We start from the raw sequence: 15,678 nt of genomic DNA, 5'->3' as shown, positions 1-15,678 counted from the left end.
TATAAGGTTAAAAGGAGAATTGAAAAGATAATGAATGTTATACAGGATTTGACCTATAGGGGGCTTGTAAATCAAGTAACCGATCAAGAAGGGTTACAGAATATATTAGCGAATGAAAAAATTAAATTGTATTGTGGGTTTGATCCAACAGCAGATAGCTTACATATCGGCCATTTAGTAGGGATCTTGACATTGAGAAGATTCCAGTTGGCTGGACACCAACCGATTGCTTTAGTTGGGGGCGCTACTGGACTAATCGGTGACCCAAGCGGAAAAAAAGCGGAAAGAACGCTCAATCCGCAAGAGGTTGTTGTACAATATAGCAATAGCATCAGGGAGCAACTTTCTCGCTTTTTAGACTTTGAATCAGAAGGAAATCCAGCTCAAATTGCGAATAACTATGATTGGATCGGAAGCTTGGATTTAATCACTTTCTTGCGGGATATTGGAAAAAGTTTTGGACTCAATTACATGTTGGCTAAAGATTCAGTCCAATCACGTTTAGATGCCGGTATCTCATTTACAGAGTTTAGTTATATGATTTTACAATCCTATGACTTTTTAAAGCTGTATGAAAATGAAGGCTGCCGACTTCAAATTGGCGGAAGTGACCAATGGGGAAATATCACGGCTGGATTAGAATTAATCCGTAAGACAGTCGACGACGCCAAAGCATTTGGTTTAACCATTCCACTTGTAACAAAAGCAGATGGAACAAAGTTTGGCAAAACTGAAGGTGGTACGATTTGGTTAGATAAAGAAAAAACGTCACCATATGAGTTTTATCAATTCTGGATCAATACGGATGACCGCGATGTTGTTCGTTATTTGAAATACTTTACATTTCTTTCTAAAGAGGAAATTGAAAATTTGGAAGCAGAAATCCAACATGCACCAGAAAAACGTTTAGCGCAAAAGACGTTGGCGGAAGAGGTAACCAAATTGGTACACGGTGAGGCTGCGCTAGAACAAGCGGTGAAAATTTCTGCAGCATTGTTCAGTGGTACGATTAATGAGTTAAGTGCGGAGGAAATTAAGCAAGGCTTTAAGGATGTACCTTCCTTTGAATTTGAAGGGGAAGCAGAGGTTAGTTTAGTTGATTTATTGGTTATGAGTAAGATTTCTCCTTCGAAGCGTCAAGCACGCGAGGATATTGGTAATGGTGCCATCTATGTAAATGGTGAGAGAATCCAAGAGGTAGATGCGGTTCTTAACGAGCAACATCGTATTGAAGGTCAATTCACAGTGATTCGTCGTGGTAAGAAAAAGTATTTCTTAATCAAATACTAAAAACTAAAAATGCAAAGGTGTTCCTTTAGGGGCACCTTATTTTATATATAAAAAAAGAGAAAAGGGATGTCCCTTTCCTCTTTAGGAAGATTAACGTGAGTAGAACTCAACGATGAATGCTTCGTTAATTTCTGCTGGTAGTTCAGAACGCTCTGGTAAACGAGTGTAAGTTCCTTCTAACTTTTCAGCATCAAAAGTTAAATATTCTGGTACGAAAGTAGTAGCTTCGATCGCTTCTTTGATTGTAACTAGGTTACGTGACTTTTCACGAACAGCAATAGTTTGACCAGGTTTTACACGGTAAGATGGAATATCAACACGGTTTCCATCAACAAGAATATGACCATGGTTAACTAATTGACGTGCTGCACGACGAGTGCGAGCAAGACCAAGACGGTAAACTAGGTTATCTAAACGTGATTCAAGAAGAATCATGAAGTTTTCACCAAGAATTCCTTGCATTTTGCTTGCATTTGAAAATGTGTTGCGGAATTGGCGCTCATTCACACCGTACATATGACGAAGCTTTTGCTTTTCTTGTAATTGTAAACCATATTCAGAAAGCTTCTTGCGTTGGTTTGGACCATGTTGTCCTGGAGCGTAAGGACGCTTTTCTAATTCTTTACCTGTACCACTTAATGAAATGCCAAGACGACGGGATAATTTCCAGCTTGGACCTGTATAACGAGCCATGAATGACTCCTCCTTCAGTGTTTTTATTTTGTTGTAAAATAAAAACAGATGTGATTAATGCCCTTGACTATTTTGTTTTCATGTATCTTCGCCCTAGCAGCCAAAGGTTACGTGATACACCATCTATGAGCTAAAGCTCATAAGAGGAACAAAATAAAACAAAAACTACTCACATATGCTGCAATATTTTACACAACGACCATTATATGATTTTTAGATTAGGAAGTCAAGTTTTCATAAAATGATATAAAAATCAGTAAGAACTGCATCATTTTCCGTGAAATTTGAGATTTAACATGAAATTTGTAATAAATTTGGATTTTTTGATAGATAATGAGACATTTTCGTGCATTTTCTATTATAATAAATGTATTAAGTACAAATGTCAGATGGGTGATTAATCGTGAAGTTTCCAAATGAAGAATTAAGATATGAGCAACTATTTAGAGTAACCTCGAAGTTTCATTCAACGATGGATATTGATGCTGTGCTTGAAGAGGTTTTAAATACATTGCAAGATGTATACCCATCGTTTACATATACCTTATTTCTTGCACATGATAATACAAGACATAATGTTATTCCTATTAAGGAAATTAAAGAATATGAACATGGCGACAACTCGCCTGTCATGCAAGCGTTTGTAACAGGAAGTTTGCAACTTGAAAATTTGGCTGCTGAAAACATGTCCAATATTTATGCTCCGCTAAAAGGGCGGCAAGGAGTTTATGGAGTATTACAAATCAATGCTTATGATGTGGTGGAATTTCCTACATCAGAAATTCAGTTTATTGAATTATTGGCCAACACTGCTGGACATGCATTTGAAAATGCGCAACTGTACCAACAATCTAAGCAATTAATAGCGGATCTTCAATTAATTAACGAAACTTCACATAAATTAAATTCGAATTTGCGTTTAATAGATACATTGACATTTATGTCATCCCAAATCAGAAATTCTTTTGGCGCCGATGAGGTAGGTTTCTTTTTACAATCGAATGAGCAAATAGAGGTACTTCCTGGAAGTACTACTTTTTTTGAAGAAGGGCATGGGGAGCCTTATGTTTTATATAGCCTTGACCGGATCCTCTCAGAAAAAGAGCCTCTTTTTATCGGAGATTTACAGGTAGAACCAGCATTTAAAAGTTCCTCTTATCGTTCGATGATGTCCGTTCCAATGGTACAACGTAATGAAATTTTGGGAGTTGCCATTGTCTTACATGAATCACCATATTTCTTTTCTTTCGAAAAATTTAAGCTTCTCCAATCATTAATTCACCATTCATCCTTGGCTTTTACAAATTCGATTCTTCGAGAAGAACTTGAAAAGCTTGTGATTACGGATTATTTAACAAAACTCTACTCTCGTAATTATTTAGAGGATTGTGTCCAAGAATCATTGGAAACAGACGCTTTTGGTACGTTTATTTTAATTGATATTGATGATTTCAAAAGAATTAATGACACGTATGGTCATCAAGTCGGGGATGAAGCGCTCGTTCAAATTGCCAATCTAATTAAGGAAAACATCCGTGATCACGATATTGGAGCAAGATGGGGCGGAGAAGAGTTGGCCATTTATTTGCCGAAAGTTGGTTTAACGTCAGGGATTGCCGTTGCCGAGCGACTTGGAAAAAGAGTCGAGCAGTTATCAAATCCAAAAGTAACAATTTCATGTGGTGTTGCAACATGGTACAAGGAATCTAAAGAAACATTCCAAAGTCTTTTCCACCGTGCAGACAATGCGTTATATGTTGCAAAACAGTCAGGAAAAAATCAAGTCATAGCAAGTGAAAATAAAGTGGTTGAAGGACATTCTTAATCGAATGTCCTTTTTTTAATTGACCTAACGGCAGGTGCACAATTTCTGTTTTTGGAGGCAGGACCTGTCAAAAGCATCCCCAAAAACCAAGTATTCCACTAAGAAATAAGAAAACGCTTTCAAAACAAGCATACTTGTCATATGCTAATGATAGAATTGAAGGCTTAAGGGGGAGAAGGGAGCATGAGTGAAAGTAAATCTTTTGATACATTAGCGATACATGGAGGCGGGGCAGTATCCCCAAATGGGAGCTTAGCACCACCGCTTTACCAAACGTCAACCTTTACTTTTGAGTCGGCAGAACAAGGAGAAGCTCGTTTTGCAGGTATAGAAGAGGGATATATATATTCACGTTTAGGCAATCCGACAGTAAAGCTTTTAGAAGAAAGAATTGCAATCCTCGAAGGTGGAGAAGCAGGACTTTCATTTGGATCAGGGATGGCTGCGGTCTCTGCTGTATTGCTTGCCCTAACAAAATCTGGTGATCATATTCTTTGTTCACAAGGGCTATACGGGTGCACGTTTGGTCTTCTTCAAATGATGGAGGAGAAGTATAATATCAATCATGATTTTAGCGATATGGACGATGAGGAAGAAATACTTTCAAAAATAACTCCACATACAAAATTAATCTACATCGAGACACCCATTAATCCAACCATGAAGCTTATTGATTTACAAAAAGTGGTTACAATCGCTAAACGACATCATATTCCAGTTGTCGTTGATAATACCTTCTGTTCGCCATATTTGCAACAGCCGATAAAATTAGGCTGTGATATTGTTGTTCACAGTGCGACAAAGTATATCGGAGGACATGGTGATGTGATCGCAGGACTTGTCATCGGGAAGAAGGATTTTATCCAACACGTTGCGATGACAACGAAAAAGGATATAGGTGGGATTATGTCTCCGTTCGATGCTTGGCTTTTACTCCGCGGATTAAAGACCTTACCGGTACGAATGGACCGCCATTGTGACAATACAGAAAAAATTGCATCTTTACTAAAAGAACATAAAAATGTGGAGCGGATTTTTTACCCAGGAGATCCAGAAAGTCCTGCCTATGAGATTATGAAAAAACAAATGCGTCGGCCTGGAGGGTTAATTTCCTTTACCATTAAGGGTACAAAGAAGGATGCGCAAAATATTTTAAACCGTGTCAAATTAATTAAAATAGCAGTGAGTCTTGGAGATACTGAAACCCTTATCCAACACCCAGCCACTATGACACACGCAGTTGTTCCGGAAGAAGCACGGTTGAAAATGGGAATTACCGATCATTTAATTCGTCTTTCGGTTGGACTAGAAGCATGGGAGGACATTTGGGAAGATTTAAAACAAGCGTTAAATGGGTAACAAAAAACCAGTGGGGACCCCACTGGTTTTATTTTTTATATATGTTTTTCCAAGACTTTCACAAATTCTTCTAAACATTGCTGGTCCACTTCATCAAAGCGTTCCTTGATAGGACTGTCGATATCCAACACACCAAACACTTCACCATTTTTCATAATTGGAACAACGATTTCTGATTGGGATGCACTGTCACAGGCGATATGTCCTGGGAAAAGATGAACGTCTGCAACTCTTTCAGTTTTTTGATTTTGTGCGGCAGTACCACAAACGCCACGTCCCATCGGAATTCGTACACAAGCAGGTAACCCTTGGAAAGGTCCAAGAATAAGCTCATTTCCTTTTTTTACATAAAAACCAACCCAATTAATAGTGTCTAAAAATTGGTTAAGCAATGCTGAGGCATTGGCTAAGTTTGCGATTTGGTCTTGCTCATCTTCTAGTAGAGCTTTAAGTTGTTTTGTTACGAGTTTATAGTCTTCGGCTTTCTTGCCTTTATATTGTTCGACATGAAACATGTTTCTTCCCCTCCATTTGAGTTAATCCTACATAAATAATATCAAATCATAACGTATCGTGCGTGACTTGTCGATAAAATCTTAAAGGAATCTACCGTGGCATAGCGAAATCTATACAATATTAAGGGTGAGGTGGGTTCGTTATGAAAAAAAGTATGAAAGACAAAATTATAGATTCATCTGTTTTTTTATTTAATACAAAAGGCTTTGATGGCACAACAGTTCGTGAAATCGCTAGAAAAGCAAATTGTAATGTTGCCAATATCTCCTATTATTTTGGGAATAAAGAAGGTTTACTTGAACATCTTGTTTCCTCTTATTTAGAAGGATATTTGAGATTTGTTGAACTTGCCTATATTGAATTGGATAATAAAACGGCCAGAGAATGTTTATTGCTTGCGATCAGAGGCATTATGGAATACCAAAAGGAAAATCGACAGCTATCGCGATTTGTCCAAAGGGAAATTTCCTTTGATACCACATTGATTCGTGAAATCATGACCACCTATATGGCAAGGGAAAAATACTATTTTCAAACCATTTTTGAAACCGGGATGAAGCAACAGGAATTTGCCCTTATACCAATTCCGTATGCCATTATGCAGTTAAAGGGTATGTTATCAATGCCATATTTATATCCTCAATATATGTCAGAGGTTCTTCATTTAATGCCTTATGAACTGTATGTGAATGAGCAATATTGCCATGAAATCGAAAAATGGGTCAACACGACTATTTGTAAACATCCACAATCGGTAAAGAATAATGTAACCCCATTCCCTGTCAATATGTAGTCGGCGAAACGAGAACAGCACCTTTATATAAATCATTAAACCCTTGATTTAAATCCTTCCTGCTGTGGGCATCGGAACCATAGACAAGAGGGATTTTTCGTTTTATGGCTTCTTTAATAATTTGTTCGTAAGGATAAACCTCCCGACAAAGAGGTTTATTAATACCAGCGCCATTATAGTCCAAAGATAGCCCTTGTTCAGCTATCATATCTAGAATCGTGTTTGTTCTATCGGTGAAACTTTTGGATGCAGGAAATTTTTTTTGAAACTTATGAACAAGCGTCATATGACCTATTCTTTTTGGTTTATATGGACCCAGGTCTGATGTAACTGAATTTAATAATGTATGAAAGTAAGCTTCATAAACGGCCTCTACTGATGAAAAGTCCCGTACCATCGTTTCAAACACATCAGGGCTGTAATCAAGACAATAGTATTGATTTTCTCTTTTTAGGAAGTGAACAGATAGAATACTATCATTCAAGTAGCGACCATACTCATTTAAAAAGGCTTTTGTATCCACTTCATATCCCTCAATAAAGTCGACCTCCAACCCGATATTAATTTTAATCTCGGATGCAAATCTTTTTTGAAGCTCAGTTAAAACGGTAAAATAATTTTCTAATTTATTTGGATCCATTCCACTGTCCATTTGGGGCGTGGGATCAACAAATCGTGTGGGAAGTGGTGCGTGCTCAGTGAACGAAATTTCATCAAATCCTAATTGCCTTGCCTGTGCAATATAATCCTCAAATGCATCCTTTGTACCATGTGGACAAAAGGGTGTATGGACATGACCATCTGCTTTCATCGACAAATCCCTCATTTTTTTATAAAATTTGTAAAAAACTTTAAAAGTTTTAGTCAAAAATTGTCGTTTACATGGTATCATAAATACATTATAAAAACATTTCAATAGAAATTTATATAAAAAATACATAAATGTTTAGAATAGATTGATTGTGGGAGCAAGGAGGCCAAATTATGGAAATCATAATCGGCATAATCGTAGTAATAAGTGTAGTTGCTATTTTTGGATTTTATTCAAGAAAAAAGATATATAAAGATGTAGATAGGTTAGAAGCCTGGAAGATAGATATGATGAATCGACCCGTTACCGATGAAATTGCAAAGGTAAAAGATCTCAATATGACAGGTCAAACTGAGGAATTATTTGAACGCTGGCGAAAACAGTGGGATGAGATCGTCACAGTTGGACTTCCCGATGTAGAAGAATTATTATTTGATGCAGAAGATCTTGCAGATAAATATCGATTTGGGAAAGCGAAACGAGTACTTTCTCAAATCGAAGCCATTTTAAACGATGCTGAAAGCCACATTGCAGTGATTTTAGAAGAACTTAAGGATTTAGTTGGCAGTGAAGAAAAAAATCGCGTAGAGGTTGATGAATTAAATCAATTATATCGTGAGATAAAGAAAATTTTACTTGCGCATCGACATACCTTTGGTTGTGCGGAAAAACAACTTGAAACAAAACTAGAGGGTATTTATGGGAAATTTAAGGAATATGAAGAAGCTACCACTAATGGGAACTATTTCGAAGCAAGAGAAATCGTACTTCTCATTAAGGATGCTCTTGCTGTAACAAAACAGCAGATGGACGACATCCCTCATTTGCTGCATGAAAGTGAAACCGCGCTCCCGAACCAATTAAATGAAGTTGCAGAAGGATATAACCAGATGGAACAGGAAGGTTATTCTCTTGAACATCATCAAATTGAAAAAGAAGTCGAGAGAATGAAGGAGCAATTAACTCAATATATTGTTTTAATTGAAGAGCTAAAGCTTGAAGAAGCGAAAAAAGGGTTGGATGAAACACGAGAATCACTTGATACCATCTATGATTTACTAGAAGCGGAAGTAAAGGCAAATCAGTTTGTTAAAAACGAGGTTGAAAAAATCGAACAGGATCTTGAAGACTTAATTGAAGGTAGTAAAATCACAGAGGAAGAAACATCATTTGTGCAGCAAAGCTATCATGTGAATGACCAAGATCTTGAGCGCCACCGTAATATCGTGAAACAAATCAAACTACTTGTAAAACAATATGTTTCGATTCAAGCAAAGCTTGAGGAGGACCAAATTGCCTATTCTTTAATTAGAAATGAACTTGAAGAAATTTACGGGAAAATCCAAGATGTAAAGCAAGAGCATTTACAATACTCTGAAATGCTGAAAACTCTTCGCAAAGATGAACTGCATGCACGGGAACAAATCTTGGAAATGAAGAAGCAGCTTGCGGATGCAAAACGTCTTATTTCAAAAAGTAATATACCAGGTCTGCCTGTTAAATATTCGGAACTTATGTCGGAAGCAAAATTATCTTTAACACAAGTCATGTCAACGCTTGAGGAAAAGCCACTAAATATGAATACGGTCAATCAAGCCTTGCAAATTGCCCTTGATTTAATTTCACAGACATATAAAAATACAGAAGAAATGATTGAGCAAGTATATCTTGCAGAAAAAGTCATTCAATATGGCAACCGATATCGTAGCCGAAATCCGAAAATTGCAGTAAGTTTACTAGAAGCTGAAAACTCCTTTAGGAATTTTGAGTATGCACTTGCACTAGAGCAAGCAGCAACTGCAATTGAGGATGTGGATCCGGGAGCACTGAAGAAGATTGAAGTTTTACTTGATGACAATCGTGAATAAACAATGGACCTCGAAACTTGGGGTCCTTTCCTTTTTTCATCCAATCCATTTTATGATATGATTTTGATGCAAATAAGCTTATTAGGGGAAATTTGATGATCTACTTAGATAATAGTGCAACAACAAAACCATTTGATGATGTCATTGATTCATATGTAAAAGTTTCAACTAGTTATTTTGGGAATCCTTCTTCTTTACATGGCATAGGTGGGCAAGCTGAAAAGCTTCTAAGTCAGTCACGCACACAAATTGCATCCCTCTTACATGTAAAACCACAGGAGATTATTTTTACATCCGGTGGGTCTGAGGGAAATAATTTTGCAATCAAGGGGATTGCTTTACAATATCAAAATCGAGGTAAACATATCATTACAACATCAATTGAGCATCCTTCTGTAAGTGAAGCCTGCAAGCAATTGACAGACCTTGGGTTTGAAATAACCTATCTTCCAGTTGATAAAAATGGAGTCGTATCGATTGAAAGCTTAAAAGATGAAATCCGTGAAGATACAATCTTAGTTTCAATTATTCATGTAAATAATGAGGTTGGGTCAATCCAACCGATAGAAGAAATAGGTCGGCTTTTAGAAAAATATCCGAAGATTATTTATCATGTTGACCATGTACAGGGAATAGGTAAAACCTATTTAGATTTTCATAAGGCGAAACTGGATTTATGTACGATTTCAGGACATAAGTTTAATGGCCTAAAAGGAACGGGAGTACTTTTTGTTCGCCAAGGTGTTCGAATCCAATCCTTAATCTCTGGTGGGGATCAAGAAATGCAAAAAAGAGCAGGCACAGAAAATGTAGCCGGCTTAGTGTCTCTTGCCAAGGCATTAAGGTTAACAATGGAGAAAAGAGATGAAGCTATCCATCATCTCACGGCTCTAAAAAAGGCGATTATCCAAAGTTTATTAAAAATGAATGGAGTCAAGATTCATACACCCGAGGATAGTAGTGCTCCACATATTATAAATTTTTCAATTGATGGGTTAAAGCCTGAGGTTTTTGTACATTTATTGGAGGAGCAGGAAATATACGTGTCGACAACCTCCGCATGCTCATCGAAAAAAAATGAACCAAGTAAAACGTTGCTTGCTATGGGAGTACCAGAAGTTGAAGCAAATAGCTCAATTCGGATCAGTCTATCCCACGAAAGTAAAATGGAAGAAGTTCCGATTTTAATAAATGCGATTGAGATTGCAATACAGAAATTACAAAATGTAATGGGGGAAAGAAATGGAATATGATCACATATTAATACGATTTGGCGAAATCACAACAAAAGGTCGAAATCGCAATTTGTTTATAAATAAACTTTCAACTCAAATACAAAGAAAACTGACAAAACATCAGGGACTCACATTTGAAAAAACAAGAGACCGAATTTATATCAAGCTTAATGGAGAACCCCATGAGGAAATTGTGGAAGTCCTCAAAAATATCATTGGTATTCAATCCTTTAGTTTAGCATTAAAGGTTATCAGTGAAATGGAACATATTAAAGAAGGCGTTCTAGCAGCCTTTAAACAGTTAGATCACAAAGGAAAATCATTCAAAATATCAGCTAGACGTTCAGATAAGAGCTTTCCACTTGATTCCAATCAGTTAAATTATGAATTAGGGTCACATATTTTAAAGAATATCCAGGAAATCAGTGTCGATGTGCATAACCCTGATATCAATATGCGTGTAGAGGTTCGTAAGGAAGCAACTTACATTACCTTTAAGGATGAGAAAGGCTTAGGTGGACTTCCAGTCGGCTCAAGCGGGAAAGCCATGCTCATGCTTTCAGGAGGTTTAGATAGTCCTGTTGCAGGCTTCCTAGCAATGAAAAGGGGATTAACACTTGAAGCAGTGCATTTTCATAGTCCACCATACACAAGTGAACGTGCACGCCAAAAGGTAATTGACCTTGCACAGCAGCTAACTGATTTTGCAGGTACGATTAAGCTGCATATTGTGCCATTTACTGAAATTCAGACCACCATTCAAAGGCAAATTCCGGAAAACTATACATTGATTTCAACTAGACGAATGATGCTTCGTATCACCGATGAAATCAGAAGAAGGCGCAATGCGCTGGCGATTGTAACTGGAGAAAGCCTTGGACAAGTAGCAAGTCAAACATTAGAAAGTATGCATGTCATAAACAATGTCACTAATACACCGATTATTCGACCACTGGTCACTATTGATAAGTTTCATATTATTGATATGGCAAAGAAAATCAATACACATGATATTTCGATACGTCCATTTGAGGATTGCTGTACGATCTTTACTCCAGCTGCACCAAAAACAAGACCAAGACTAGAGAAAATAACACACTATGAAAGCTATACTGATTTTGAAAGCTTGATTGAAAAAGCAGTGAATGAAACAGAAATAATTACTTTAGATGGTTCTAAAAAAGAAGAGATTGAAGACCTATTCTAACAATTTGTTGTGAACATTTACCAGTGGTATAAATGTATTTTGCTATGTGATTTTACACATTATATACTCACAAGGAGGTGAAGTCACATGGCAAACAACAACAATAGCAATCAACTTCTAGTAGCTGGTGCACAACAAGCTATTGATCAAATGAAATATGAAATTGCAACAGAATTTGGTGTAAACCTTGGTGCTGATACAACTTCTCGTGCTAACGGTTCTGTTGGTGGGGAAATCACTAAGCGTTTAGTATCTTTCGCTCAACAACATATGAGCGGAGGTAACTTCTAAAAAATATATATAAATGGCTACAAGGACGGGCTCATACCCGTCCTTTTCTATTTGATTCATCAAAATTGGAATCAAGTATTATAACCTGGTCATAATTTTTTCACAAAACCCCTTCCAAATTGGTTGAAATATTATATATAATTAGACTATAAAAAAGTGGAGGAGGAATGATCGTGAAAAGAGAAGATTTAATTGCACCTGCAAAGTATAATCTTGTACAGGAAATTGAAAAATTTGCAAATGACCCAAAGAAGCTTGCATTAAAATGGGAAGATGAGCAGGGAACCAAAAAGGAAATCACATACGTAGACCTCTTCAAAAAAGTTAATCAAATTGGAAATACTTTAATGAACAAAGGCCTTAAGAAAGGTGACAAAGTATTAATTATTGTTCCTCGTCTAGTCGAAGCATACATGGTTTATTTAGGAGCGTTAAAAGCTGGATTAGTGGTTATCCCGAGTTCTGAAATGCTCCGTACGAAAGATCTTCAATATCGAATTACTCATGGAGATGTTAAGGCGATTATTAGCTATCACCCATATTGTGACCAATTTTTATCCATTGAAGGTATCGACCATATTCAAAAGTTTGTAGTGGGGGATAAAGTAGATGGATGGGATTCTTTAGAAGAGAATATGAAAAATCAATCTGATCAACTACATGCAGTAGAAACAAGTAAGGACGACATGGCTTTCTTATCTTACACATCTGGGACAACTGGTAATCCAAAAGGAGTCGTTCATACACATGGGTGGGCATTTGCACATCTAAAAACAGCAGCACCCTATTGGCTAAGTATCAGTGAATCAGATACTGTATGGGCGACAGCAGGTCCTGGTTGGCAAAAATGGATTTGGAGTCCATTCCTTTCGACGCTCGGAAGTGGTGCAACTGGATTTGTGTATAACGGTAAATTTAATCCAAATAAATATTTGGAATTGCTTAGTTCATATAAAATCAATGTCTTATGTTGTACGCCAACTGAGTATCGCCTCATGGCAAAGGTAGAAAATCTATCTGATTACTCACTGCCGGATCTACATAGTGCTGTATCAGCGGGTGAACCTTTAAACAGGGAAGTAATTGACACATTCAAAAGAGAATTTAACGTAGAAGTTCGAGATGGGTATGGACAAACAGAAAATACATTACTAGTAGGTGTATTAAAAGGAATGACAATTAAGCCTGGTTCTATGGGCAAGCCAACACCAGGTAATAATGTAGAAATTGTTGATGAGTTTGGTAAGCCTTGTGCACTAGGGGAAGTGGGCGATATTGCTGTCCATGTAGACACTCCAGCTCTTTTTAAAGAATATTACAAGGACCCTGAAAGAACAGCCATGCAATTTAGAGGCGATTACTACATTACAGGAGACAAGGCGAAAAAAGACGAAGATGGCTATTTTTGGTTTGAAGGGCGTGGTGATGATATTATCATTAGTTCAGGCTATACCATTGGGCCATTTGAGGTTGAAGATGCACTTGTTAAGCATCCATCTGTAAAAGAGTGTGCAGTTGTTGCAAGTCCTGATGAAGTGCGAGGGAATATTGTAAAAGCATTCATTGTATTACGTGAAGGTGTTGCTTCCACTGAGGAACTAGTAAAAGAGCTACAGGACCATGTCAAACAAATGACAGCACCTTATAAATATCCAAGAAAAATAGAATTTGTAAATGACTTACCGAAGACAACATCAGGAAAAATTAGAAGAATTGAGCTTAGACAAGCGGAAATTGCAAAAGCTTAACATAAATATAAAATAAGGAAAGCCAATCCTCTACTAGTGGATTGGCTTTTCTTCTTCTACTATGCCCGAATTTCTTGTCTCATAAATAAGATATAGGCAATAGCAAAGCATACTAATGATGCAGCAACTAAACCAGTTAGTTGAGGCCAAATTAGTAATAGACTCTGTGTCAATGGCAATGGACTAGCAACAGCCCCTATCGTTTGCTCCATGGTTAGTGGACCAAGACTTCTTACAGTAGGTGAAAGAAGTGTAGTTGTCGATTCATTAAATAAATAGCTTGGTGATAATCGAAGCATATTTAAAACCATGCCCTGCTTACTTAGGATTTCCTCAGTGTTCGGATTCTCAGCAGGATTTAAAAGGGATTTTGAAATTAGCCCTACAATCATGGAATAAAACAAACTGAAAAATAACCAGACAGCGATACTGGACAAAGCAGAAGTAGCAGCCTGCCTAAAATAGATTGAAAACAAAATACCAAGATTTAACCAGAAAGCAATATATACAATGCATAAAAATAGGAAAAAGAATATTCTACTAAACTCTTCCAACGTAGGTGGAATTCCTAAAATCAAAATACCAAGGGCCATCACAAGAAAACCCAATGAAAAAAATAATACAATGTTAATTAACAGGGCTGCAACAAATTTTCCATTGATTACAAAATCTCTTGGGATTGGCTGTGCCATCAGCCGGCTTAACGTTCCTTTATTTCGTTCTGAATTTATCGCATCAAAGCCTAATGCAATTCCAAGAAGGGGGCCAAGAAAACCTACAAACGTGATAAAGGATGGCAGTGTACCGTCTGATACTGTAAATAACTTTAAAAACAAGTATGAATCTCTTGCTATTACTTGGGCATCTTCAGTTGACTCAAGTGAATCTTGAATAGTCAAAACTGCAGTATAAAGTGAACCAATGCAGGTAAGAGTAATAATTCCTAGTAGAATGATGATTCGCCAGCTCGTAATATTATCCGTAAATTCTTTACGAACTATGGCTAAAAATGCACCGGGATTCTTGATTATCTGATTTGTATTTAAACTGCTTCGATTGTGAAAGATTTTTTTCGGTAAATTAGCGAGATTCATGAACATCACGCCCTTCAAAATAACGGTGGTAAATTTCATCTAGTCCAAAATCTTTTTTGCTAATATGGTACAAAAAGGCCCCTGAATGAATAATGGTACGACTAATAGAGGCAGTCATATCCTTCTTACAGTATATCTCAAGCGAGTTTTCGTTTAATACTTCAACTTTATTCACATCTGCAAGCATTTTTAATTCATTTAAAACTCGTTCATGAATTGAACTAGCAATCACTTTAATCACAAAGGTATCCTCTAATAAAAGCTGCTGGATAAGTTCTTCCAAATTACCATGAGCCAGCAACTTGCCATCAACAAAAATTCCGACACGGTCACAGATTTGTTGAACTTGGTGCAGATGGTGTGAAGAAAGTAAAATGGTTTTCTGATCTTTTTCTTTTAATTCTTTAATAAGATGTAAAAAGTCTCTTACACCTTCGGGGTCAATGCCAAGTGTTGGTTCGTCTAGAATAATAACTTCAGGGTCTTTCATAAGCACATCTGCTAAACCAAGTCTTTGCCGCATCCCTCTCGAGTATTTACCTGTCTTTTTATGTGCCGCATCCATAAGATTTACCCTCTTTAACAGTATCTCTGCTCTAGCAATTGCTTGTTTCCGATTAATATTATTTAGACTTGCCGTATAGAGAAGATTTTCTAGGCCTGTCATATGATGATAAAAGTCTACATCATCTGGTAAATACCCTACCTTTTGCTTAACCTTAATTGGATTACGCGTAGAATCAATGCCACAAACTTGAACTACTCCTGAGCTTGGGCTGCTTAGCCCTAGCATCATTAAAATAGTTGTAGTTTTACCGGCACCATTTGGTCCAAGTAAACCAAATATTTCACCTTTCGATATGGAAAGAGACAGATTTTGCACGGCAAATTGATGTTCATAACGTTTTGTTAGCTGTTCTAGTTTAATAATAGAATCAGTTTCCAGCA

General features: G+C 36.9%; 14 protein-coding genes. 9 read left to right on the top strand and 5 right to left on the bottom strand.

Going from position 1 to position 15,678, the window contains the following annotated elements:
- Positions 1–30: 30 nt before the first annotated feature.
- Positions 31–1,290: a tyrosine--tRNA ligase gene (tyrS, locus tag E1I69_RS02900; RefSeq protein ID WP_136378134.1), complete on the top strand. Its 1,260-nt coding sequence runs from the start codon at positions 31–33 to the stop codon at positions 1,288–1,290.
- A gap of 90 nt (positions 1,291–1,380) precedes the next feature.
- On the opposite strand, the gene rpsD is transcribed toward tyrS, so the two are convergent.
- Positions 1,381–1,983, bottom strand: a complete 603-nt coding sequence (gene rpsD / locus E1I69_RS02895; RefSeq protein ID WP_136378133.1) for a 30S ribosomal protein S4 — start codon at positions 1,981–1,983, stop codon at positions 1,381–1,383.
- A gap of 403 nt (positions 1,984–2,386) precedes the next feature.
- On the opposite strand from rpsD, the gene E1I69_RS02890 reads away from it, so the two are divergent.
- Complete coding sequence (locus E1I69_RS02890; RefSeq protein WP_136378132.1) at positions 2,387–3,808, top strand: sensor domain-containing diguanylate cyclase; 1,422 nt, start codon at positions 2,387–2,389, stop codon at positions 3,806–3,808.
- Between the two features lie 183 nt (positions 3,809–3,991).
- Positions 3,992–5,167: a methionine gamma-lyase gene (megL, locus tag E1I69_RS02885; RefSeq protein WP_136378131.1), complete on the top strand. Its 1,176-nt coding sequence runs from the start codon at positions 3,992–3,994 to the stop codon at positions 5,165–5,167.
- A gap of 35 nt (positions 5,168–5,202) precedes the next feature.
- On the opposite strand, the gene E1I69_RS02880 is transcribed toward megL, so the two are convergent.
- A complete protein-coding gene (locus E1I69_RS02880; RefSeq protein WP_136378130.1) occupies positions 5,203–5,682 on the bottom strand; it encodes a GAF domain-containing protein in 480 nt (159 codons plus the stop codon).
- Positions 5,683–5,825: 143 nt separating this feature from the next.
- Between E1I69_RS02880 and refZ the strand changes: the two genes are divergently transcribed.
- Complete coding sequence (gene refZ / locus E1I69_RS02875; RefSeq protein WP_136378129.1) at positions 5,826–6,476, top strand: forespore capture DNA-binding protein RefZ; 651 nt, start codon at positions 5,826–5,828, stop codon at positions 6,474–6,476.
- Here the strand turns inward: refZ and hisJ are convergent.
- Entirely contained in the window at positions 6,466–7,287 is an 822-nt protein-coding gene (gene hisJ, locus E1I69_RS02870; protein ID WP_136378128.1) for a histidinol-phosphatase HisJ, read from the bottom strand. The genes refZ and hisJ overlap by 11 nt on opposite strands.
- Positions 7,288–7,460: 173 nt before the next feature.
- On the opposite strand from hisJ, the gene ezrA reads away from it, so the two are divergent.
- The 5 genes from ezrA to mbcS all read left to right on the top strand — a co-directional run bounded on the left by ezrA (position 7,461) and on the right by mbcS (position 13,636).
- On the top strand, positions 7,461–9,155 hold the full coding sequence (gene ezrA, locus E1I69_RS02865) for a septation ring formation regulator EzrA (protein WP_136378127.1): 1,695 nt from the start codon (positions 7,461–7,463) through the stop codon (positions 9,153–9,155).
- 95 nt (positions 9,156–9,250) lie between these two features.
- Complete coding sequence (locus tag E1I69_RS02860; RefSeq protein ID WP_136378126.1) at positions 9,251–10,408, top strand: cysteine desulfurase family protein; 1,158 nt, start codon at positions 9,251–9,253, stop codon at positions 10,406–10,408.
- A complete protein-coding gene (gene thiI / locus E1I69_RS02855; RefSeq protein ID WP_136378125.1) occupies positions 10,398–11,597 on the top strand; it encodes a tRNA uracil 4-sulfurtransferase ThiI in 1,200 nt (399 codons plus the stop codon). The genes E1I69_RS02860 and thiI overlap by 11 nt, the downstream gene beginning before the upstream one ends.
- An 87-nt stretch (positions 11,598–11,684) precedes the next feature.
- Complete coding sequence (locus E1I69_RS02850) at positions 11,685–11,888, top strand: alpha/beta-type small acid-soluble spore protein (RefSeq protein WP_136378124.1); 204 nt, start codon at positions 11,685–11,687, stop codon at positions 11,886–11,888.
- A 173-nt stretch (positions 11,889–12,061) separates the two neighbouring features.
- Complete coding sequence (gene mbcS, locus E1I69_RS02845; protein ID WP_136378123.1) at positions 12,062–13,636, top strand: acyl-CoA synthetase MbcS; 1,575 nt, start codon at positions 12,062–12,064, stop codon at positions 13,634–13,636.
- 59 nt (positions 13,637–13,695) lie between these two features.
- Here mbcS and E1I69_RS02840 read toward each other — a convergent pair whose 3' ends face one another.
- Both E1I69_RS02840 and E1I69_RS02835 read right to left on the bottom strand, forming a co-directional pair.
- Positions 13,696–14,730, bottom strand: coding sequence for an ABC transporter permease (locus E1I69_RS02840; protein WP_136378122.1), 1,035 nt, complete (start codon positions 14,728–14,730; stop codon positions 13,696–13,698).
- Positions 14,717–15,676 (bottom strand): ABC transporter ATP-binding protein, encoded by a 960-nt coding sequence (locus E1I69_RS02835; RefSeq protein WP_136378213.1) that lies wholly within the window; start codon positions 15,674–15,676, stop codon positions 14,717–14,719. Before E1I69_RS02835 ends, E1I69_RS02840 begins: the two co-directional genes overlap by 14 nt.
- Positions 15,677–15,678: the final 2 nt, after the last annotated feature.

The sequence above is a fragment of the Bacillus timonensis genome (assembly GCF_004799755.1).
Classification (GTDB): domain Bacteria; phylum Bacillota; class Bacilli; order Bacillales; family Bacillaceae_L; genus Ferdinandcohnia; species Ferdinandcohnia timonensis_A.
Note: the sequence above shows the minus strand (reverse complement) of the source record. Positions and strands in the feature narration are given on the sequence as shown.